This is a genomic window from Rathayibacter sp. AY1C1, assembly GCF_002932105.1.
GTDB lineage: Bacteria > Actinomycetota > Actinomycetes > Actinomycetales > Microbacteriaceae > Rathayibacter.
On record NZ_PSWH01000045.1, the window covers coordinates 1 to 21,078 of the forward strand.

The window sequence follows — 21,078 nt, forward strand, 5'->3', positions numbered from 1 at the left end:
GGTCGGGGGAATCGTCCCACGGCGGGGGAGACGACGACGCCCCCCGGTCCGGGGACCAGGGGGCGTCGTGGCGGAGGGGCGTCAGCCGCGGCTGGCCCAGACCGCGCGGCGGCTGTCGTACTCGACGAGGTTGCCGTCGTCCTGCATGACGAGCTTGTAGGGGCCGACCGACGCGGCGGGCGGGACGACCGACCATCCGCTCGTCGTCTCGGTGCCCACGGCGATCTGCCCGCTGGTGTCGAGGGCGAAGAAGCCGCCTGCGCGGGTGGTCTTCGACGCCCAGATCGGGCCGTTCTTGCCGTAGACGACGAAGTTGCCGTCCGCCTGCATCACCGCTCGGTAGACGCCGTTCGCGGAGCGGAGGAAGCTGCCCGCCTCGAGCGAGTTCGCCGCGTAGAGGGTGGTCGAGGGGAAGGCGGCCTGGCTGGTCCAGATCACGTCGTCGGACGGGTTCACGATGATCAGCGAGCCGGCGTTGTTGATGCCCAGGCGGAGGTCCTTGCCGCGCGTGCCCGAGAACCACTTGACGGAGCCGTCGGAGCCGTAGACGACGGCGTTGCCGTCCTTCTGCATGGTGATGCGGTTGCCGGAGCCGCCGGTGCCGGTGCCCCAGACGGCGCCCTGGGGGCCGTAGCCGACGAAGTTGCCGTCGTTCTGCATGACGGCGCTGAAGCGGCCGTCGACGGAGGTGAGCTGGTGGACGGGGCGGAGGGTCTGCTCCGTGAACAGCGTGTCGGTCACCGGCTCGGCGATGACGCGGCGGACGCTGCTCGCCCAGGCGGGCGAGCCGTTCTCGCGGTAGACGACGAGGTTGCCGTCGGGCTGCATGATCACCGAGGCTCCCGCCTCGTTGATCGTGTTCGTGCTCCACACGGGGCCGCCCTTGGCGGAGTAGACGACCATGTTGCCGTCGGTCTGCATGACCAGGTGGTCGCCGCGGCCCTGGGTGTTCGTGGCGAAAGTGGGGCGGCCCTGCGGGTCGTAGAGCACGGCGTTGCCGTCGGTCTGCATCCGGAACGAGTAGCCGTTCGTGCCCGAGACGATCCGCTGTCCGGCGGCCAGCTCCTCGCCGCCGACGAGGGCGTTGTAGTAGCTGACGGCCGCGCGGGCGGTCTGCTGGGCGGCCTCGGGCGACTCGCTCGCGGGGGCGAGGCCGGTCGGCGCCTCCTCGGAGGAGGAGAGGGGCTTCTGCGGGTTCTCCGCGGCGAGGGCCGGGGTCGCGCCGAAGAGCAGGGCCCCGGTCGCGACGAGCGCGACCAACGTTGAGGCGAGGGGGGGGGTGGAGGAGGAACGCGTCATCGCAGGACTTTCTCGAGTGGCCGGCGGGGGCCGGAAGAGGGGGTACTCGATGCTCGCACGGCGGACGCACGAGTGCGACCGGAACGGGGGCCCTCCGTCTGGGGGACGCGCGGGAGCTGAGGTCCTCCGCGGGTCAGAGCGCCGGGAGAGGCCGCCTGAGAGCGTCCAGCCGCTTCCGCCAGGCGTCCAGGCGGCCCGGCTCCGCGGCGAGCGCCGGTCCGTCCACCCAGGCGGTCGCCAGCCGGAGACCGTGCAGGGCGTTGGCCGTCCAGACCTCACGGCCCTCCAGCGACTCCGGCTCGGCCGGGGCCTCGATCACGTCCACGCCGAGCGCGCCGGCGAGCACCGAGACCGTGCGGGCCGTCACGCTGCGCACGCGGGTGCTCGTCGCCGGAGGGACGACCAGCGCATCGCCCAGCCACCACAGGATCGCGCTGCTCGCTCCGTCGATGACGGCGCCGTCGGCGTCGAGCAGCACGGCCTCGTCCGCTCCCGCGGCGTGCGCGCGCGTGCGGAGGAGGGCAAGACGCGCGATGTCCGGCCCCTTCCAGGAGGGTGTCCGGCGCGGATCCACGGGGCTCGTCCACAGCACCACGGAGCGGGACGTCGGCGGGGCGGATCGCAGCCGGAGCCGCAGGGCGCCTCCCGAGAGCTCGACGCGGGGGAAGGACCGGCCCTCGCGGGGCAGGGCGGCGATCGCGGCGTGGAGGAACGGCTCGACGTCCGGGTGCCCGCCCGCCGAGGCGACGGAGGCGGCGAACCGCTCGCGGTGCAGGTCGAGCCCGCGGACGCGTCCCTCGTCCACCAGCCAGGAGTCGGCCGCGTCCAGGGAGGTGCCGGGCGGCTCGGGAACGCTCGTCAGGGCCCGCCCGTCCCACTCCCGAACCTGCTCGCCGTCCACGACCGCCTACGCTAGCCCAGTGGTCTCGGAGGATCGGCACGTCCGCTCGATCGAGCTGCCCTGGGTCGATCCGGAGCTCGCGCACCACGCCCTGTTCGCCACGGCCGAGGCGTCGTTCTGGCTCGACTCGGGCCTCGGAGCGACGAGCGGCCGCTCCTACCTCGGGGCGTGCGCCCGCGAGGACGTGCTCCTCGTCGAGGCCGGCGGCGACGTGGCGGCGGCGCTCGCCGCCGTCGACGACGAGGCCCCCGCGGGCGACCGCGCGCTCGGCCGCTACGGCTGGATCTCCTACGAGGCGGGAGCCGCCTTCGTCTCCCTGCCGACGGCGCCGGCCGGCCCCGCGGATCCGCCCGCCCTCGCCCTGCTCCGAGGCGACCCCGTGCTCGAGTTCGACCACGGGGCCCGGACCGTCCGCCTGGTCGCCACGGGCGACGCGCAGGACCTCACCGCGCGCCTGCTCGAGCTCGTCGGCGCGCCCGCACCCGCGGACCCCGCGGATCCCGAGCCCGCCGGCGACCCGGTCCGCCGCCACTCCGCCGCCGAGTACACGGCGCTGATCGGCCGCTGCCAGGAGGCCATCCGCGCGGGCGACGCCTACCAGCTCTGCCTCACCGACGAGATCGTCGTCGAGGGCCGGTTCGATCCCGTCGAGGCGTACCGTCGCCTCCGCCGCTCCAGCCCGAGCCATCACGGCGGGCTGATCCGCCTCGGCCCGCTCGCGCTCGTCAGCGCCTCGCCCGAGCGGTTCCTCACCGGCGGGGCCGATGGACGCGTCGCCACGCATCCCATCAAGGGCACGCGCCCCCGGGGCCGGGACGCCGACGAGGACCGCGCGCTCCGGGACGAGCTCGTGTCGAGCGTGAAGGAGCGGGCCGAGAACGTGATGATCGTGGACCTCGTCCGCAACGACCTCGCCCGGATCGCCGCCCCCGGCTCCGTCGTCGTCGACCGCCTGCTCGAGGTGGAGAGCTACCCGCACGTCCACCAGCTGGTCAGCGAGGTCTCGGCCCGCCGGGCGCCCGGCGTCGGGATCGCCGAGCTGATCGCAGCCCTCTTCCCGGCCGGCTCGATGACGGGAGCGCCCAAGCGCCGGGCCGTGGAGCTGCTGCGGGAGTGGGAGGGCGGTCCCCGCGGCGTCTACTCCGGCGCCTTCGGCCGCCTGGGCTCGGACGGCTCGCTGGACCTCGCGATGACGATCCGCACCCTCGTGCTCGACGGCGAGCGCGCCCGCCTGGGGACCGGCGGCGGCATCACCGCGCTCTCGGTGCCGGAGGAGGAGGTCGAGGAGACGCGGCTGAAGGCGCGGGCGCTCCTCGCGGTGCTGGGCGCCGCCGAGGAGTGAGCGGGCGCCGCGTTCGTCTGCCGTGCGCGCGGGGCCAGTAGGGTTGATGGTCGAACGCAGCCGCCCACGCGTGCGCGTTCTCCCCCTCCTTCAGAAGTGAGAAGCACCTGTGGCAGAAGACACCTCCCGGCAGACCGGCGCGAGCGACGAGGAGCGCTACGACTTCCGAGCGCTCCAGGAGAAGTGGCTCCCGATCTGGGAGGAGACGCGCCCGTTCGCGACGGACGACCCCGACGACAAGCGCCCCCGCAAGTACGTGCTCGACATGTTCCCGTACCCCTCGGGCGACCTGCACATGGGCCACGCCGAGGCGTACGCGCTCGGAGACGTGATCGCGCGCTACTGGCGCCAGCAGGGCTTCAACGTCCTCCACCCGATCGGCTGGGACAGCTTCGGCCTGCCCGCCGAGAACGCCGCGATCAAGCGCGGGCTGAACCCGGTCACCTGGACCTACGACAACATCGAGCAGCAGAAGCGCTCGATGAAGCGCTACGCCGCGTCCTTCGACTGGGACCGCGTGCTGCACACCTCCGACCCCGAGTACTACAAGTGGAACCAGTGGCTGTTCCTCAAGATGTACGAGAAGGGCCTCGCCTACCGCAAGGACAGCTGGGTCAACTGGGACCCGGTGGACCAGACGGTCCTGGCGAACGAGCAGGTCCTGGCGGACGGCACCTCCGAGCGCTCCGGCGCGGTCGTGGTCAAGAAGAAGCTCACGCAGTGGTACTTCAAGATCACCGACTACGCCGACCGGCTGCTCGACGACCTGAACCAGCTCGAGGGCTCCTGGCCGTCGAAGGTCATCGCCATGCAGCGCAACTGGATCGGCCGCTCCATCGGCGCCGACGTCGAGTTCGAGATCGAGGGCCGCGACGAGCGCGTCACCGTCTTCACCACGCGCCCCGACACGCTCTACGGGGCGACCTTCATGGTCGTCGCGCCCGACTCCGACCTCGCCTCCGAGCTGGTCGAGGGCTCCGAGCCCGCGATCCGCGACGCGTTCCGCAGCTACCTCGAGACGGTGCAGAAGTCGAGCGAGATCGAGCGCCTGACCGCCGACCGCCCCAAGACCGGCGTGTTCCTCGGCCGCTACGCGGTGAACCCCGTGAACGGCGAGCGGCTGCCGATCTGGGCCGCCGACTACGTCCTCTCGGACTACGGCCACGGAGCCGTCATGGCCGTGCCCGCGCACGACCAGCGCGACCTCGACTTCGCCCGCGCCTTCGACCTGCCCGTGCGCGTGGTCGTCGACACCAACGCGTCCGTCACCGGGGCGATCCCGGTCATCCCGGAGGACCCGGAGGAGCTGGCCGCGCTCGAGAAGGAGTACTCGCTCGACCCCGCCACGACCGGCGAGGCGCTGACCGGCGACGGCCGCCTGATCAACTCCGGGCCGCTCGACGGGCTCTCCAAGCGCACCGCCATCGAGCGCGTCATCAGGATGCTCGAGGAGCGCGGCCGCGGCCGCTCGGCCAAGAACTACCGCTTGCGCGACTGGCTGATCTCGCGTCAGCGCTACTGGGGCACCCCCATCCCGATCATCCACGGAGCCGACGGCGAGCTCGTGCCGGTTCCCGAGGACCAGCTGCCCGTCGTCCTGCCCTCCACCGACGGTCTCGACCTGCAGCCGAAGGGCTCGTCGCCGCTCGGAGCGGCGGAGGACTGGGTGAACGTGCCGCACCCGGTGGACGGCTCGCCCGCCCGCCGCGACCCGGACACGATGGACACCTTCGTCGACTCCTCGTGGTACTTCCTCCGCTTCCTCTCGCCGAAGGACGACACGCAGGCCTTCGATCCGAAGCTCGCCGAGAAGTGGGCGCCCGTCGACCAGTACGTCGGGGGCGTGACGCACGCGATCCTGCACCTGCTGTACGCGCGCTTCATCACCAAGGTGCTGTTCGACCTGGGCTACGTGTCGTTCACGGAGCCGTTCACGGCGCTGCTGAACCAGGGCATGGTGCAGATGGACGGCGCGGCGATGTCCAAGTCGAAGGGCAACATCGTCCGCCTCTCGGACCAGCTGGACGAGTTCGGCGTCGACGCCGTGCGCCTGACGATGGCGTTCGCCGGCCCGCCCGAGGACGACATCGACTGGGCCGACGTCTCGCCCGGCGGCAGCGCGAAGTTCCTCGCCCGCGCCTGGCGCCTGGCGAAGGACGTCACCTCGAGGCCCGACGTCGAGTGGAAGTCGGGCGACGCGGCTCTGCGCCGCCAGACCCACCGCTTCCTCGCGGAGTCCCCGTCGCTGATCGAGGCGTTCAAGTTCAACGTCGTGGTCGCGCGGCTGATGGAGCTCGTCAACGCGACCCGCAAGGTCGTCGACTCGGGTGCCGGGGCCGGGGATCCCGCGGTCCGCGAGGCGGTCGAGGTGGTCGCGATGGCTCTCAACCTGTTCGCGCCGTACACGGCCGAGGACATGTGGCACCGCCTGGGCTACGAGGGCACCGTCGCGCACGCGCTCTGGCGCAAGGCCGACCCGTCGCTGCTGGTCGAGGAGAAGGTCACGGCGATCCTGCAGGTCGACGGCAAGGTCCGCGACCGGCTCGAGGTCTCGCCGAAGATCTCCTCCGACGAGCTCGAGGAGAAGGCGCGGGCCACGGCCGGCGTCGCCCGGGCTCTCGTCGGCCGCGAGGTCGTGAAGGCGATCGTGCGCGCGCCGCGCCTGGTGAACCTGGTGACGAAGGCGGTCTAGCCGCCGATCCGTCCCGACGGGGCTCCTCCTCTCGCGGGAGGGGCCCCGTCGTGCGTTCTGCGCCGGTGCTGCCCTTTCCTCCACAGGGAGGCGATCCGGCGGGCTCTCCTCGGATCGGCGTCGGCGGCCGCTCCGGGCGGGGACACGGGTCCTACCGTCGGCGGATGCCAGAGACCAGCGGGACGGACGACGAGCAGCTGACGGCGCTGCTGCGGCCCCGCCGCGCCCGCCCGCGCTGGCGCGTGGGAGTGGGAGCGGCGGTCGTGCTTGTCATCGGCGCCGCGGTGGTCGCGGTGCTGCTCGCGGGAGCGCGGTCGAGCGGTCGTGAGCGGGTCCTGGAGCCCGCCGTGTCGACGAGCGCGCCCGCTGCTGCGCTGGTCGAGTCGCTGTACGTGCACGTGGCCGGGGAGGTCGCCTCTCCGGGGCTGTACGTCCTGTCGCCGGAGGCGCGGGTGGCGGACGCGGTCGCCGCCGCCGGAGGGTTCCAGGAGTCGGCGGAGCGCGCGGCGGTCAACCTGGCCCGGAGGCTCGTCGACGGCGAGCAGATCGTCGTGCCGGCCGTGGGAGCGGCGCCGGCCGCGGCGGGAGCGGCTCCGGGCGGATCCGCTCCGGGAGGGGCCTCCGCCGCCGGATCCGTGCTGAGCCTGAGCACGGCGACGGCGGCCCAGCTGGAGGAGCTGCCCGAGATCGGCCCGGCGACCGCGAAGAAGATCGTCGCCCACCGGGAGGCGAACGGCCCGTTCTCCTCTGTCGACCAGCTGCTCGAGGTCCCCGGGATCGGCGAGAAGACGCTCGCCGCGTTCCGCGACCAGGTCGCGCCGTGACGAGCGTCCGGGCGACCGACCTGCGGCTCCTGCCGGCAGCGGTGTCCGCCTGGACCACGGCGTGGGCGGCCGGGATGCTGCCGGTCGCGGCGGTGCTCGACGGAGGCCTCTCGTGGTGCGCCGCGGGCTGGGTGCTGCTCGGGGCGGCGTGCGTCCTGCTCCGGCGCGGCCTCGGCGGGCGGCTGGTCGGAGCGGTGCTCGTCGGGGGCGCGGGTGCCGCCCTCGCCCTCACCTCCGTCGTCGCCGCGGCGCCCGGTGACCACCCGGCGTCGCTGCGGGAGGCACAGGAGGATCGCGCCCTCACCCCGGTCACCGTGCGCGTCGACACGGGTGCCCGACCGCTCGCGACCGGGGGAGTGTGGTTCGACGCGACGGCGCTGCGGGTGGGAGACGCGTCGACCGCGGCCCCCGTCCGCGTGCTGCTCGCCGATCCCGGCGGTCGGCTGCCGGTGGGCGCCGAGCTCGACCTGGAGGCGCGTGCTGCGGCGCAGGAGGCGCCCGTCGGCGAGGCGACGATGCTGAGGGCGGCGTCCGTTCAGGACCGGCGCGGTCCCGGGGGAGCGGCGGCCGTCGCGGAGGTGCTGCGCTCGCGCTTCCTCGAACGCGCGGCGCTGGTCGGCGGCGACGTGGCGGGGCTGCTGCCGGGCCTCGCGACCGGCGACACGTCCGCGCTCGACGCGGGGCTCGAGGAGGCGATGCGCACCGCGTCGCTCACCCACCTGACCGCCGTCTCGGGCGCCAACTGCGCCGTGGTGGTGGTCGCCGGCTGGACGATCGCGGCGCTCCTCGGCGCCGGGCGCCGCCTCCGGACCGTCGCCGCCCTCGCCCTGCTCGCCGGCTTCGTGGTGCTGGTGACCCCCGAGCCGAGCGTGGTGCGGGCCGCCGTGATGGCGACGGTGGTCCTCCTCGCGCGGCTCGGGCGTCGCTCCGGAGCGGCCGTGCCCGCCCTGCTCGCGACCGTCGTCGTGCTCGTGGCCGCCGACCCCTCGATCGCGGGGAGGCTCGGCTTCGTGCTGTCCGTCCTCGCCACCGCCGGACTCCTGCTGCTCGCCGAGCCGATCGCGGGCGCTCTCGGTCGAGTGCTGCCCCGGCCTCTCGCCCTGCTGCTCGCGGTGCCGACCGCGGCGCAGCTCGCCTGCCAGCCCGTGCTGCTGCTCGTGGACCCGTCGGTGCCGGTGTACGGAGTGCTCGCCAACCTGCTCGCCGAGCCCGCGGCACCCGCCGCGACCGGGCTCGGGCTCATCGGCTGCCTGCTCGCCCCCTGGTGGCCCGGAGCCGCCGACGCGGCGATCCGGCTCGCCGCCGTCCCCGCCTGGTGGATCGCCTCGATCGCCCGCGCCGTCGACTCGTGGCCCGCCCCGAGGATCGCCTGGTGGCCCGGAGTAGGAGGAGCGCTCACGCTCACCGTGCTGACCCTGCTCGCCCTCGTGCTGGTCACGCAGTCGCCGCGGCTCGCGCGGGTGCGCCGGGTCGCCGCCGTCGGGCTGGCGTGCGCGATCGCCGCCGCCGGCGGCACCACCGTCGCCACGCCGCTCCTCCGCGCCGCCTCGGTTCCCGAGGACTGGCGTGTCGCGATGTGCGACGTCGGGCAGGGCGACGCGGTCCTCCTCCGCGGAGACGCGGGCGTGCTGCTCGTCGACACGGGGCCCGAGCCCGCACCGCTCGAGGCCTGCCTCCGCCTGATGGGAGTGGACCGGATCCCGCTGCTGGTGCTGACGCACTACGACCTCGACCACGTCGGCGGGCTCCAGACCGTCCTCGGACGGACCGACGCCGCGCTCGTCGGGCCCGCCGCGGGCCGCGACGACGAGCGCGACCGGGCGGCGCTCACCGGCGCGGGGGTCGCCGTGCAGGAGGCGGTCCGCGGCGACAGCGGCGCGCTCGGCTCGCTGCGCTGGCGGGTCGAGTGGCCGGAGCGGCGGAGCGCGCTGCGGGGCAACGAGGCGAGCGTGACCCTCCGGGTCGACATCGGCGCGGACGCCCGCGGCGGCCCGCTCTCCGTCGCACTCCTGGGCGACCTCGGCGAGCAGGAGCAGGGGCGCGTCTCCCGGCTGCCGGTCGGCCGGGTCGACGTCGTCAAGGTCGCGCATCACGGCTCCGCCGACCAGTCGCCCGCCCTCTACGACGCGCTCGGCGCGAGCGTCGGGCTGATCTCCGTCGGGGCGGAGAACGACTACGGACATCCGAATCCGTCGCTCCTCGCTCTGCTGGCCGAGCGCGGGGTCGAGGCGCTGAGGTCGGATGTCGAGGGTACGGTCGTGCTCGCGTCCCGCAGCGACGGGATCGCGGTCTGGGTGAGCGGCGCGACGGCTCCCGCGGCGTCCTCGGGGCGCCGTGAGCGGGCCGTAGGGTGGAGGGCGCTCGGACGGGCGCGGCACGGAAGGACACGGCATGGCAGGCAGGGCCCCGGCGCGCGCGAAGGCAGCGCCCTCGAAGGCGGCGATCCCGCAGCTCGCCTGGAACCAGACCCGGCCGGCGCCGATCGTGCTGATCACCGGCCCGGAGCAGTTCCTCGCCGACCGCGCGCTGCGCTTCCTCCGTGAGTTCCTCCGGGCCGAGGATCCGAGCCTCGAGGTCAGCGACATCGACGCCGGCGGCTACGCGCCGGGGGAGCTACTGACGCTCGCGAGCCCGTCCCTCTTCGACGAGCCCCGCCTCATCCGCGTCTCGAATGTCGAGAAGTGCACGGACGCGTTCCTCCTCGAGACCCTCGACTACCTCTCGGCGCCCGCGGACGGGGCGACCCTGGTGCTCCGCCACGGCGGCGGCAACCGGGGCAAGAAGCTCCTCGACGCCATCCGCTCGGGCACGGGCGGCGGCATCGAGATCGTCTGCGCCGAGCTCAAGCGCGAGAGCGACAAGGTCGACTTCGCGATCGCCGAGTTCCGCACCGCCGGCCGCACGGCGACCACCGGTGCCGTCCGAGCCCTGGTGTCTGCCTTCTCCGACGACCTCGACGAGCTCGCGTCGGCGTGCCAGCAGCTGCTGTCCGACGTCACCGGCGAGATCACCGAGGCGACCGTCGCGAAGTACTACGGCGGCCGCGTCGAGACCACGGCCTTCACCGTCGCCGACTCGGCGATCGCGGGCCGTCACGGCGAGGCGCTGCTCGGGCTCCGCCACGCCCTCGCCTCCGGTGCCGACCCGGTACCGATCGTCGCCGCGTTCGCGAGCAAGCTGCGGACCATGGCGAAGGTCGCCGGCTCGCGCGAGGGCTCGGGCCAGGTCGCCTCGCGTCTGGGCCTCGCTCCGTGGCAGGTGGACCGGGCCCGGCGCGACCTGCAGGGCTGGACCGGCGAGGGCCTCGGCACCGCGATCCTGACGGTCGCCGACGCCGACGCGAACGTGAAGGGCGCCACCCGCGACCCCGTGTACGCCCTCGAGCGCATGGTCTCCGTCGTGTCCGCCCGGGGCCTCTGACCCGCCCGAAAGACCCTGCGCCCGCGATCCGCACCGACCTCGTCCCCTGCGGTTCTCGATACGCCGCTCCGCGGCCGCTCGACCAGCAGTGAGGGGATCACCTCCCCTCGCAGGGTCGCACCGCGGCCGACGAAGAGTCGGACGACGACCCCGCAGGGTCACCGGCGATCCGCGTGCGAGCGGATCGTCGTACCCGGAACGGAACCCGCTCCTCCCACTGCGACCATGCGCGGAAGCCGACTGCGCGACGGGCGACGAGGCACGAGGAGCCCGTCGAGATCGGTGCGGGTCACCGCCGATCCGCGTGTCAGCGGATCGTCGTACCCCGAAACGCTCTCCGCTCCTCCACCCGCGACCCTCCGCGGTAGCCAACCGGGCCGCAGCCGATCGAGAGCCGGACGATGCCCTCGCAGGGTCACCGGCGATCCGCGTGTCAGCGGATCGTCGTACCCGGAACGCAGGACGCTCCTCCCACCGCGACCACCCCTGTGAGCCGACCGCGCGACGGGCGACGAGGCACGAGGAGCCCGTCGACCGCGAAGCTGCAACGACGGAGGGCCCGGCCAATGGCCGGACCCTCCGTCGTTGCAGCTTCGCGCAGTACTACAGCGCGGCGACCTGCTTCGCGATGGCCGACTTGCGGTTCGCGGCCTGGTTCTTGTGGATGACGCCCTTGCTGGCGGCCTTGTCGAGCTTCTTGGCGGCGAAGGCGAGGGCGGTGCCGGCCTTCTCGGTGTCGCCGGCGGCGATGGCGGTGTGGACCGAGCGGATGGCGGTCTTCAGCTCGCTCTTGACGGCCTTGTTGCGCTCGTTCGCCTTCTTGTTGGTGAGGTTGCGCTTGATCTGCGACTTGATGTTTGCCACGTGGATTACCTTCTTCTCGGATGTGCGTGTGTGCAGCCGGCTACTCGACGGAGTGCCCCTTCCGCGGGCGTCTGAACGCCCTGCGGTGCGACTGGAGGTCGCCGGCTTCTGATCACTCCACGCCTGCCGGGTGTCCGGAGGGGGAGCGCAAGCCAACAAGGAACTTTAGCGCACCCGTCGTCACCCTTCAACCGCGCCGCGCCCGCGGGTGCGGCGCCGTCCGGGTCGGGGCCGCCGGGGCGACACGCCGGGGGAGGCGGACCGCCGTGGCGTCTCGCGGCCCGGGCCCGCCGGTAACGTGACGCCGGTGCCCCGTCTCGCCGATCACCTCTCCGCGGTGCCGCCCTCGGGCATCCGCCACCTGTTCGAGATCGCGCTGCGGCTCGACGGAGTGACGCTCCTCGCGGTGGGCGAGCCCGACGTGCCGACCGCGCCGCACATCATCGAGGCGGCCCGGGCGGCGTGGGCGGCCGACGACACCCGCTACGGGCCCAACGGCGGCGTCCCCGAGCTCCGGCGCGCCATCGTCGAGAAGCTGGCACGAGACAACGGCATCGAGGCGGACGTCGAGCAGGTCTGGGTGACCGTCGGCGCCACGCAGGCGCTGCACCAGGCGATGACGCTCCTGCTCGGGCCCGGCGACGAGGTGCTCATCCCCGACCCGGGCTACACCGTCTTCACGACCAACGCGCGGACCATCGGCGCCGTCCCCGTGCCGTACACGCTGCGCGCTGAGAACGCCTTCCTCCCCGATCCCGAGGAGGTCGAGCGCCTGATCACCGACCGGACCCGCGTCCTGATCGTCAACAGCCCGTCCAATCCGCTCGGCGTGGTGTTCCCGAGGGAGGTCCTCGAGCGCCTGCTCGACATCGCCCGGCGCCACGACCTGTGGGTGCTCAGCGACGAGGTCTACGAGTACTTCACGTACGGGCGCCCGCACGCGAGCCTCGCGGCGATCGCGCAGGAGCGCGGGGACGACGCAGACCGCGTCCTCAGCGTCTTCTCCTTCTCGAAGACCTACGCGATGACCGGCGTCCGCGTCGGCTACCTCGTGACGCCTCCCGGCTTCACGTCGATCATGGTCACGGTGCAGGAGGCGGCGATCAGCTGCGTCGCCACTCCGGACCAGCGCGCCGCCCTCGCCGCTCTGACAGGGCCGCAGGACGCGGTGGCCGCCGCCTCCGACCACTACCTCGCCAACCTGCGGCTCGCGACGGGCGTGCTCGACGAGCGGGGGATCGCCTACCGCGAGCCCGAGGGCGCGTTCTACCTGTGGATCGACATGGCACACGCGACCGGCGGGGACGTCGCCTCCTGGGTCGAGTCCTTCCTCCTCGAGACCCTCGTCGCCGTCGCTCCCGGCAGCGCCTTCGGCCGCACCGGCGAGGGCTGGATCCGCGTCTGCCTCGCCGCTGACCCCGCGGCGCTGGAGCACGGGCTGCGCGCTCTCCCGACCCCGGTGCGCGGATGAGCGCCGCCGAGGTGCTGGTCCGGCGCGTCCGGGCGGAGGAGTACGACGAGGTCTCGCGCCTGCGGCTCGCCGCCTACGCCCACGACTACGAGCTGGGGGAGGAGTACGCCGCCGACGTCGCCGCGGTCGCCCGGCACGACGTCGAGGGCGAGGTCTGGGTCGCCGTCGAGGGCGACGGGCGGATCCTCGCGACGGTCACCACTGCGCGCCCGGGCGCGAACCTGTACGAGCTCGGCCGCCCCGGCGAGCTGGACTGGCGGCTGCTCGCCGTCGCCCCGGAGGCACACGGGCGGGGTCTCGGGCGGCTGCTCACGGAGTTCGTCGTGATGCTCGCCGCTGAGCGGGGCCTCCAGCGGGTCGTGATGAACAGCGGCACGCTGATGACCACCGCGCACGCCCTCTACGAGAGCATGGGCTTCGTCCGCCTCGGCGAGCGGGAGAACCCGCCCGGCGTCGAGCCCACCCGCACCTACGGACTCGATCTGTAGCCGCCGGTCCCGGCCTCCGCCGCCGGGCATGGGACACTGGTCCCACGATGTCTCCACGTGCACACTCCGGGCTCGAGCCCGCCGCGACCGATCCGGCGTCCATCCGCAACTTCTGCATCATCGCCCACATCGACCACGGCAAGTCCACCCTCGCCGACCGGATGCTCGGCATCACGGGTGTCGTCGAGGACCGGGCGATGCGCGCGCAGTACCTCGACCGCATGGACATCGAGCGCGAGCGCGGCATCACGATCAAGTCGCAGGCCGTGCGGATGCCGTGGGAGCGCGACGGGCGCACGTTCGCCCTGAACATGATCGACACTCCGGGTCACGTCGACTTCTCCTACGAGGTCAGCCGCTCGCTGGCGGCCTGCGAGGGCGCGATCCTCCTGGTCGACGCGGCGCAGGGCATCGAGGCGCAGACGCTCGCGAACCTCTACCTCGCGCTCGAGAACGACCTCACGATCATCCCTGTCCTGAACAAGATCGACCTGCCGGCCGCGGATCCCGAGAAGTACGCGAAGGAGCTCGCGAGCCTCATCGGCGGCGACCCGGACGACGTCCTCCGCGTCTCCGGCAAGACCGGCATGGGCGTCGAGGCGCTGCTCGACCGCGTCACCGAGCTCATCCCGCCGCCCGTCGGCGACCCCTCCGCCCCGGCGCGCGCCATGATCTTCGACTCCGTGTACGACGCCTACCGCGGGGTCGTCACCTACGTCCGGATGATCGACGGCAAGCTCTCGCCGCGCGAGAAGATCCAGATGATGTCGACCCGCGCCACGCACGAGATCCTCGAGATCGGCGTGTCGAGCCCCGAGCCCGTCGCGACACAGGGTCTCGCGGTCGGCGAGGTGGGCTACCTGATCACCGGTGTGAAGGACGTGCGCCAGTCGAAGGTCGGCGACACCGTCACCACGGCGTCCAAGCCCGCGACGCAGGCGCTGCCCGGCTACACCGAGCCGCTCCCGATGGTGTTCTCGGGCCTGTACCCGATCGACGGCAGCGACTACCCGGACCTGCGCGAGGCCCTCGACAAGCTCAAGCTCTCGGACGCGGCGCTCGTCTACGAGCCCGAGACGTCGGTGGCGCTCGGCTTCGGCTTCCGCTGCGGCTTCCTCGGCCTCCTGCACCTCGAGATCATCACCGAGCGCCTGCAGCGCGAGTTCGGTCTCGACCTCATCACCACGGCGCCCTCGGTCATCTACGAGGTCTCGACGGAGGACAAGAAGACCGTCACCGTCACGAACCCGAGCGAGTTCCCCGTCGGGAAGATCGCCGCCGTCACGGAGCCGATCGTCAAGGCCGCGATCCTCGCGCCGAAGGACTACGTCGGCACGATCATGGAGCTCTGCCAGAGCCGCCGCGGGACCCTGATCGGCATGGAGTACCTGGGCGAGGACCGGGTCGAGATCCGCTACCACATGCCCCTCGGCGAGATCGTCTTCGACTTCTTCGACAACCTCAAGTCCAAGACCGCCGGCTACGCCTCGCTCGACTACGAGCCCGCCGGCTCGCAGGAGGCCGACCTCGTGAAGGTCGACATCCTGCTGCAGGGCGAGCAGGTCGACGCGTTCAGCGCGATCGTGCACCGGGAGAAGGCCTACGCCTACGGCGTGCTGATGACGGGGCGCCTGCGCAAGCTGATCCCGCGTCAGCAGTTCGAGGTGCCGATCCAGGCCGCCATCGGCGCCCGGATCATCGCCCGCGAGTCGATCAGCGCGATGCGCAAGGACGTCCTCGCCAAGTGCTACGGCGGCGACATCACCCGCAAGCGCAAGCTCCTCGAGAAGCAGAAGGAGGGCAAGAAGCGGATGAAGATGGTCGGCCGCGTCGAGGTCCCCCAGGAGGCGTTCATCGCCGCGCTCTCGGGTGACGTCGAGACCAAGGACAAGAAGTAGGACTCCTCCAGCGGAGGCGCACCCCCCGAGAGGGGACCTGCGGTGAGGGGCCATTGCGGCGCCGATCACTTCCCAGGTAGCTTTCGAGCGCTGGACGCGGCTGCGGATCGAGGACGATCCGCTCGGGGGCTGGAGCGTCGACGGTCGGCCCTCTCATCACGATCAAGGGGGAAGCCCGTGGACTCTGCACGCACGAGGAAGCACTGGATCAGATCGGGGGCGGCGCTGCTGGGCGTCGCAGCGGTGACGGCGGGATCGCTCGTCGCCGCCGCACCCGCATCAGCCGCGAGCCGTGAGGTGCAGGCGTCGCCCGCGCCCTTCGTCTGGGAGGACATCGACCAGTTCGGCGTCGCGAAGGGCCTGTCCGTCTCCTCCGACGCGGAGACCATCACCGTCGAGCTCCCGGCCGCGAGCGCGTCCGCCGGGTTCACGGAGTGGTCGCACCCGGGGTACGAGACCGTGGACTGGCGCCTCAGCACCAGCGATGCCGACTTCGTGTCGGGCTCCTCGGCTGTAGACGCCGCCGCCAACACCATCGAGATCCCGCTCGAGCGCACGGTGGGCTCGTTCGAGCAGCCCGCGGTGAGGCTCGACCTCACCGCGGAGGCGCCGCAGGCGGACGACGCCTACGTCCCCCCGGCGCTCGAGTCCACGACGGGATTCGACCTCAGCGTCACCGCCGGCCTGACCGTCGCTCCGGCGAGCGGCGAGGACGCGGCCGTGGTCGACCTGTCCGCGACCACTCCGAGCTCGACCCGCCACGACGGCATCTTCTGGGCCGGCGGCGGCAGCCTGACCGACGCGGGCGCCGGCGACGTCGTCGTCGTCGAGACGGGCGTGCCCGGCTTCTTCGGCACCTCCGTCCGGGCCACCGTCGGAACGGACGGCACCCCGGCGCTCACCGCCCCCGCTAGGGTCCTCGACGACGGCTCGTCGGTCGCGGTGAAGCCGAACCAGGACTTCTACGACCGGTACCAGAACTTCGGCGACACTTCGCTCACGGGCGCTCCCTCCATCCGCGTCACGGGAGCCGGCCGCGGTGTCGAGCAGCCGGCGGGCTCCGCCTTCGTCGTCCGGGTGCCCCTCAGGGTCGTCGCGTCGACGACTCCGCCGACCACCGGGCCGACCCCTGGCAACGGTCCGACGGTGACCCGCCTCGCGGGCACCGATCGCCAGGGCACCGCCGTCGAGATCTCGAAGGCGACCTTCGCCACCCCCGGCGTGCCCGTCGTCTACATCGCCACCGGCGCGAACTTCCCCGACGCGCTCAGCGCCGGTCCCGCCGCCGCGAAGCAGGGCGGCCCGCTCCTCCTGGTCGACCGCGACTCGGTGAGCCAGGTCGTGCGCGACGAGCTCACCCGTCTCAAGCCCCAGCGGATCGTCGTCGTCGGCTCCGACCTCAGCGTCAGCGACGCCCTCGCGACCGACCTCGGCCAGTACGCGAACGGGAGGGTCTTCCGCCTGGGAGGCACCGACCGCTACGACACGTCGCGGAAGATCATCGAGAGCGCCTTCGAAGGCACCTCGCCGAAGGGGGCCTGGCTCGCGACCGGCGAGAAGTTCCCCGACGCGCTCAGCGCCACCGCCGCCGCGGGCAAGAACTCGGCCCCCGTCGTCCTCGTGAACGGCGGCCTCCCGGCGGCCGACCCGACCACGGTCGGGATCCTGACGCGGCTCCGGCCGCCGGTGCTCACCATCGCGGGATCCGAGCTGTCGGTCAGCGCCGGCATCCAGAACTCCCTCACGGTGCCGGCCGGACCGGTCGTCAACCGCATCGGCGGGGTCGACCGCTACGACACCTCGGAGCAGCTCAACCTGGCGGCCTTCCCCCGCGGGTCGAAGACCGTGTTCCTGGCCACCGGAGAGAACTTCCCCGACGCCCTGGCGGGAGCCGCGGCCGCCGGGCGCACGGGGAGCCCCCTCTTCGCCGTGCCCCCGACCTGCGTGCCGGTCAAGGTGCTGCAGGACATCAAGGCCGGCGGAGCGACGAGCGTCGTCCTCCTCGGCGGCACCGGCACCCTGTCCGACGCCGTCGCGAAGCTGACTCCCTGCAGCTGACCCGACCCGCACCACGACGAGGGCCCTCCTCCCGCTCCGGCGGGGGAGGGCCCTCGGTCGTTCCCGGCTCGGGACGCCGACGGTCGGATACGCTGGGTCGGATGGACAGCACCACCCGGCACGCGGACTCGACGCGCGCCGCGCTCGAGGAGTCCGGGAAGAAGGTCGGGACGTGAGCATCCGCCGCTCCAACTTCGAGGGCCAGCCGCAGGTCACCTACGCGGCGGTCGGCGGCACTCTGGCACCCGACCTGCTCGAGTACCCGCCGGACGGCTTCACGGCCGAGCGCTTCGAGGCCCGTCTCGGCTCGGGCGACGAGCGCTTCGCCATCACCACCGCCTCCCTGATGACCTGGGGCGTGCAGCGCGGCAGCGGCATCGAGGTGACCGACATCACCAGCGGGAGCGGCGTGCAGTACACCGGCGTCAACTTCGACGCGGCGGGCACCCCGATCGACCTCGTCAGCCGGCCGACGGAGGAGCACTTCGCTCCCGACGGCACCCCCTACATCACCGCCGGCGTGACCGCCGTGCTCCGCGTGACCCTGCTCGGCCGCGTCTTCGACGCCCCGGTCCGCGTGGTCTACGTCGTCGACGAGCCCGACCAGGTCGGCTTCGCCTACGGCACCCTCGAGGGCCACCCCGAGAGCGGCGAGGAGTCCTTCGTCGTCGAGAAGCGCGCGGACGACTCGGTCTGGCTCGTCATCCGGGTCTTCTCGCGACCCTCCACCCGTCTCTACCGCCTGGGCGCGCCGGTGCTGCGCGCCGTGCAGAAGCGCCAGGTCGCCAAGTACCTGCGCGCGCTGCTGCCGGCGCGCGTCAGCTGACGTGGGGAGCGCCCTCCCGATCGCCGATCCTGCTCCGCTCGACGGCGGACTGCCCGCGTCCGTCGTCGACGGCGTGGAGCAGCGCGACCTCGGCCTCTACGTGCACGTGCCGTTCTGCCGGGTCCGCTGCGGGTACTGCGACTTCAACACCTACACGGCGACCGAGCTCCGCGGGGCGAAGCAGCAGGACTACGCCGACGAGGCGATCACCGAGATGGCTCTCGGTGCCGAGGTGCTCGAGCGCGCGGGTCTGCCCCGACGCCCCGCCCGCACGGTCTTCTTCGGCGGCGGGACGCCCACCCTCCTGCCCGCCGGCGATCTGGTGCGGATGCTGGACGGCCTCCGCACCCACTTCGGGGTCGCGCCCGACGCCGAGATCACCACCGAGGCGAACCCGGACTCCGTCGACGCCGCCTACATCCGCGCGCTGGCCGAGGCGGGCTTCACCCGCGTCAGCTTCGGGATGCAGTCGGCCGTGCCGCACGTCCTCGCCACGCTCGAGCGCACCCACGACCCGGAGCGGGTCCCGCTCGTGGTCGAGTGGGCGCGGGAGGCCGGCCTGCAGGTCAGCCTCGACCTCATCTACGGCACTCCGGGGGAGTCCCTCGCGGACTGGGAGCGGTCGCTCGACTCCGCGCTCGCCAACCGGCCGGACCACCTCTCGGCCTACGCCCTGATCGTGGAGGACGGCACGAAGCTCGCCCGGCAGATCCGCCGCGGCGAGGTCGCGACCCCGGACGACGACCTCACCGCCGACATGTACGAGCTCGCCGACGCGCGCCTGACCGCTGCCGGGTACTCCTGGTACGAGGTCAGCAACTGGGCGCGCGACGACGCCCACCGCTCCCGGCACAACCTCTCGTACTGGCTCGGCCACGACTGGTGGGGCGTCGGTCCCGGCGCGCACAGCCACGTCGGAGGCGTGCGCTGGTGGAACGTGAAGCACCCGGCGGCCTACGCCGACCGGCTGAGCACCGGGGTCTCGCCCGCTGCCGGGCGGGAGACGCTCGACGCGGGGACGCGGCGGGTGGAGGACGTGCTGCTGCGCTCGCGCCTGGCGGACGGGCTGCCCATCGACGCGATCGACGCCGATCGGCGCAGCGAGGTGGCGGGGCTCATCGCCGACGGCCTCGTCGACGGCCGGGCGGCGCTCGGCGGCCGGATCGTGCTGACCCTGCGCGGCCGTCTGCTGGCCGACGCGGTCGTGCGCCGCCTCACCGACGGCTGAGGCCGGATCCCGGGGCGGCCGACGCACGGCCGCCCCGGTGCCGCGGCTACTTGAAGAACGGGATGCTGAGCGGATAGGTGTAGTACTCGCCCGCGCTGGCGCGCACGGAGGCGATGATCGCGAAGACGATCACCAGGATCGGCACGACCAGGAACACGATGAAGCCGACGAGGACGAAGGACAGGATCGTCCCGGCGACGTAGGCGATCAGCGTCGTCAGGTGGAAGTTGAGGGCCGTCTTGGCGTGCGCCTCGAGGAACGGTCCGCGCCCCTTGAAGACCAGGAAGACGATCAGCGAGGGCAGGAAGCTGAAGAAGATGCCGGTCACGTGCGTGACGATCGCCCAGGTCTTCTCGTCCGCCGGGTTCAGCGGCGGAGCCGGGGTCCCGTAGACGGGGGGCGGGGGAGGGGTGGCCGACATGATGGTCTCCGTTCCGGCGGCGGCGACGGGCGTCCCCCGTGCGCTCGGCGTCCATCGTGGCATGCGGCGACTCTCTCCGCACCGGGCCGCGCGGGACCTCCTCCTCGGGGATGACGGGGCTCCTCCCCGCGGCCCTGCAGGAGTGCACCCCGGCCGATCCCCGCGCAACCCCGCCGGGCGGTCCGCCTCCCGGTTATGATTGGCACTCAGAGTTGCGGAGTGCCAGGCTCCGCGCGGCGTCAGCGCCGCAGACGGTCGTGCCCGCGGGCACTCGGAGTCCGGCGGGAGGTCGGTCGTATGGTCACGGAGCGCGGTCTCCAGGTCCTGCGCGTGATCGTGCAGGACTACGTGGCGAACCGGGAGCCGGTGGGCTCCAAGTCGATCGTCGAGCGCCACGCGTTCGGCGTCTCGGCCGCCACCATCCGCAACGAGATGGCCCAGCTGGAGGAGGAGGAGCTGATCGCGGCTCCGCACACGTCCTCCGGACGCGTGCCGACCGACAAGGGCTACCGCCTCTTCGTCGACCAGCTCGCCGACCTGCGCCCGCTGACCTCCGCGCAGCGCCAGGCGATCGAGACGTTCCTCGGGCAGAGCCCGGACCTCGACGAGGTGCTGGTCAAGACCGTCCGCCTGCTCTCGCAGCTCACCAACAGCGTCGCGCTCGTGCAGTACCCGTCGTTCGGAGCCGCGCGGCTGCGCCACGTGGAGCTCGTCGCCCTCGCTCCCCGCCGCCTCCTGTCGGTGCTGATCACCGACACCGGCAGGGTCGACCAGCGCGTGCTCGAGACCCCGGAGGACGTGGACGACGCGCTCCTCGGCGAGATCCGCGCGAAGCTCAACACGGCCGTGCTGGGCCTCGGGCTCCAGCAGGCGGCCGAGACGCTCGGCTCCGTCGCGGAGCGCTTCAGCCCCGAGCGGCGCCACGTGCTGACGCCGATCGTGCAGACCCTGCTCGAGCAGGTCGGCGCCAACCGGCAGGACCGCCTGGTCATGGCCGGCGCCGCGAACCTCGTCCGCACCGAGGAGGACTTCTCGGGCAGCATCTATCCCGTGCTCGAGGCGATAGAGGAGCAGGTGGAGCTGCTGCGCCTCTTCGCCGAGATGACGCCGGACCCCCGGGGCATCTCGGTGCGCATCGGCCGCGAGAACGCGCCGTTCGGGCTGCAGGAGACCTCGGTGCTCACGAGCGGGTACAACACCGCGGGCGGCCAGGTCTCGCGCCTGGGCGTGCTCGGCCCGATCCGGATGGACTACTCCGGCAACATCACCGCGGTGCGCGCCGTCGCCCGCTACCTCTCCCGCCTCCTCGGCGAGGAGTAGGCCCGACCTCCCGGCCCCCGCCGGAT

At 72.9% G+C, this 21,078-nt stretch carries 16 protein-coding genes; 12 read left to right on the forward strand and 4 right to left on the reverse strand.

The annotated features are described in order from the left end of the window. Window positions 1-81: 81 nt before the first annotated feature. Window positions 82-1,299: a hypothetical protein gene (locus C5C71_RS15775; protein ID WP_104338052.1), complete on the reverse strand. Its 1,218-nt coding sequence runs from the start codon at window positions 1,297-1,299 to the stop codon at window positions 82-84. A gap of 133 nt (window positions 1,300-1,432) precedes the next feature. Further along, window positions 1,433-2,200, reverse strand: coding sequence for an aminotransferase class IV (locus tag C5C71_RS15780; protein ID WP_258064180.1), 768 nt, complete (start codon window positions 2,198-2,200; stop codon window positions 1,433-1,435). A 19-nt stretch (window positions 2,201-2,219) separates the two neighbouring features. Here C5C71_RS15780 and pabB point away from each other — a divergent pair, with 19 nt between their 5' ends. The 5 genes from pabB (at window position 2,220) to holA (ending at window position 10,478) form a co-directional block, all read left to right on the forward strand. Beyond that, complete coding sequence (gene pabB, locus C5C71_RS15785; RefSeq protein WP_104338053.1) at window positions 2,220-3,542, forward strand: aminodeoxychorismate synthase component I; 1,323 nt, start codon at window positions 2,220-2,222, stop codon at window positions 3,540-3,542. Window positions 3,543-3,651: 109 nt separating this feature from the next. After that, a complete protein-coding gene (gene leuS, locus C5C71_RS15790; RefSeq protein ID WP_104225642.1) occupies window positions 3,652-6,234 on the forward strand; it encodes a leucine--tRNA ligase in 2,583 nt (860 codons plus the stop codon). Window positions 6,235-6,398: 164 nt separating this feature from the next. Further along, window positions 6,399-7,058, forward strand: coding sequence for a ComEA family DNA-binding protein (locus C5C71_RS15795; protein ID WP_104338054.1), 660 nt, complete (start codon window positions 6,399-6,401; stop codon window positions 7,056-7,058). Next, the gene (locus C5C71_RS15800; protein WP_104338055.1) at window positions 7,055-9,601 is read left to right on the forward strand and encodes a ComEC/Rec2 family competence protein; all 2,547 of its coding nucleotides are present in this window, start codon (window positions 7,055-7,057) and stop codon (window positions 9,599-9,601) included. The genes C5C71_RS15795 and C5C71_RS15800 overlap by 4 nt, the downstream gene beginning before the upstream one ends. Then, on the forward strand, window positions 9,501-10,478 hold the full coding sequence (gene holA / locus C5C71_RS18010; RefSeq protein WP_258059737.1) for a DNA polymerase III subunit delta: 978 nt from the start codon (window positions 9,501-9,503) through the stop codon (window positions 10,476-10,478). The genes C5C71_RS15800 and holA overlap by 101 nt, the downstream gene beginning before the upstream one ends. Window positions 10,479-11,081: 603 nt before the next feature. Here the strand turns inward: holA and rpsT are convergent. Then, a complete protein-coding gene (gene rpsT / locus C5C71_RS15810; protein ID WP_097165711.1) occupies window positions 11,082-11,342 on the reverse strand; it encodes a 30S ribosomal protein S20 in 261 nt (86 codons plus the stop codon). A 307-nt stretch (window positions 11,343-11,649) separates the two neighbouring features. Between rpsT and C5C71_RS15815 the strand changes: the two genes are divergently transcribed. The 6 genes from C5C71_RS15815 (at window position 11,650) to hemW (ending at window position 19,311) form a co-directional block, all read left to right on the forward strand. Beyond that, window positions 11,650-12,813, forward strand: a complete 1,164-nt coding sequence (locus tag C5C71_RS15815; protein WP_104338056.1) for a pyridoxal phosphate-dependent aminotransferase — start codon at window positions 11,650-11,652, stop codon at window positions 12,811-12,813. Then, a complete protein-coding gene (locus tag C5C71_RS15820; protein ID WP_104338057.1) occupies window positions 12,810-13,301 on the forward strand; it encodes a GNAT family N-acetyltransferase in 492 nt (163 codons plus the stop codon). The genes C5C71_RS15815 and C5C71_RS15820 overlap by 4 nt, the downstream gene beginning before the upstream one ends. 47 nt (window positions 13,302-13,348) lie before the next feature. After that, on the forward strand, window positions 13,349-15,199 hold the full coding sequence (gene lepA / locus C5C71_RS15825) for a translation elongation factor 4 (protein ID WP_104223127.1): 1,851 nt from the start codon (window positions 13,349-13,351) through the stop codon (window positions 15,197-15,199). Between the two features lie 177 nt (window positions 15,200-15,376). Next, window positions 15,377-17,257, forward strand: a complete 1,881-nt coding sequence (locus tag C5C71_RS15830; protein ID WP_146084506.1) for a cell wall-binding repeat-containing protein — start codon at window positions 15,377-15,379, stop codon at window positions 17,255-17,257. A 172-nt stretch (window positions 17,258-17,429) separates the two neighbouring features. Continuing rightward, window positions 17,430-18,083, forward strand: coding sequence for a DUF1990 family protein (locus C5C71_RS15835; protein WP_244229440.1), 654 nt, complete (start codon window positions 17,430-17,432; stop codon window positions 18,081-18,083). Window position 18,084: 1 nt separating this feature from the next. After that, complete coding sequence (gene hemW, locus C5C71_RS15840; RefSeq protein WP_104315705.1) at window positions 18,085-19,311, forward strand: radical SAM family heme chaperone HemW; 1,227 nt, start codon at window positions 18,085-18,087, stop codon at window positions 19,309-19,311. Window positions 19,312-19,357: 46 nt separating this feature from the next. Here the strand turns inward: hemW and C5C71_RS15845 are convergent, their stop codons facing one another. Beyond that, a complete protein-coding gene (locus C5C71_RS15845; protein WP_244229439.1) occupies window positions 19,358-19,795 on the reverse strand; it encodes a DUF4870 domain-containing protein in 438 nt (145 codons plus the stop codon). Window positions 19,796-20,029: 234 nt separating this feature from the next. Between C5C71_RS15845 and hrcA the strand changes: the two genes are divergently transcribed. Beyond that, entirely contained in the window at window positions 20,030-21,052 is a 1,023-nt protein-coding gene (gene hrcA / locus C5C71_RS15850; RefSeq protein ID WP_104223131.1) for a heat-inducible transcriptional repressor HrcA, read from the forward strand. Window positions 21,053-21,078: the final 26 nt, after the last annotated feature.

Bases quoted from the DNA above. Each gene is read 5' to 3' on its own strand.
- C5C71_RS15820 (WP_104338057.1), top strand. From the start codon at position 12,810: ATGAGCGCCGCCGAGGTGCTGGTCCGGCGCGTCCGGGCGGAGGAGTAC.
- lepA (WP_104223127.1), top strand. From the start codon at position 13,349: ATGTCTCCACGTGCACACTCCGGGCTCGAGCCCGCCGCGACCGATCCG.
- C5C71_RS15845 (WP_244229439.1), bottom strand. From the start codon at position 19,795: ATGCCACGATGGACGCCGAGCGCACGGGGGACGCCCGTCGCCGCCGCC.
- C5C71_RS15775 (WP_104338052.1), bottom strand. From the start codon at position 1,299: ATGACGCGTTCCTCCTCCACCCCCCCCCTCGCCTCAACGTTGGTCGCG.
- hrcA (WP_104223131.1), top strand. From the start codon at position 20,030: ATGGTCACGGAGCGCGGTCTCCAGGTCCTGCGCGTGATCGTGCAGGAC.
- C5C71_RS15795 (WP_104338054.1), top strand. From the start codon at position 6,399: ATGCCAGAGACCAGCGGGACGGACGACGAGCAGCTGACGGCGCTGCTG.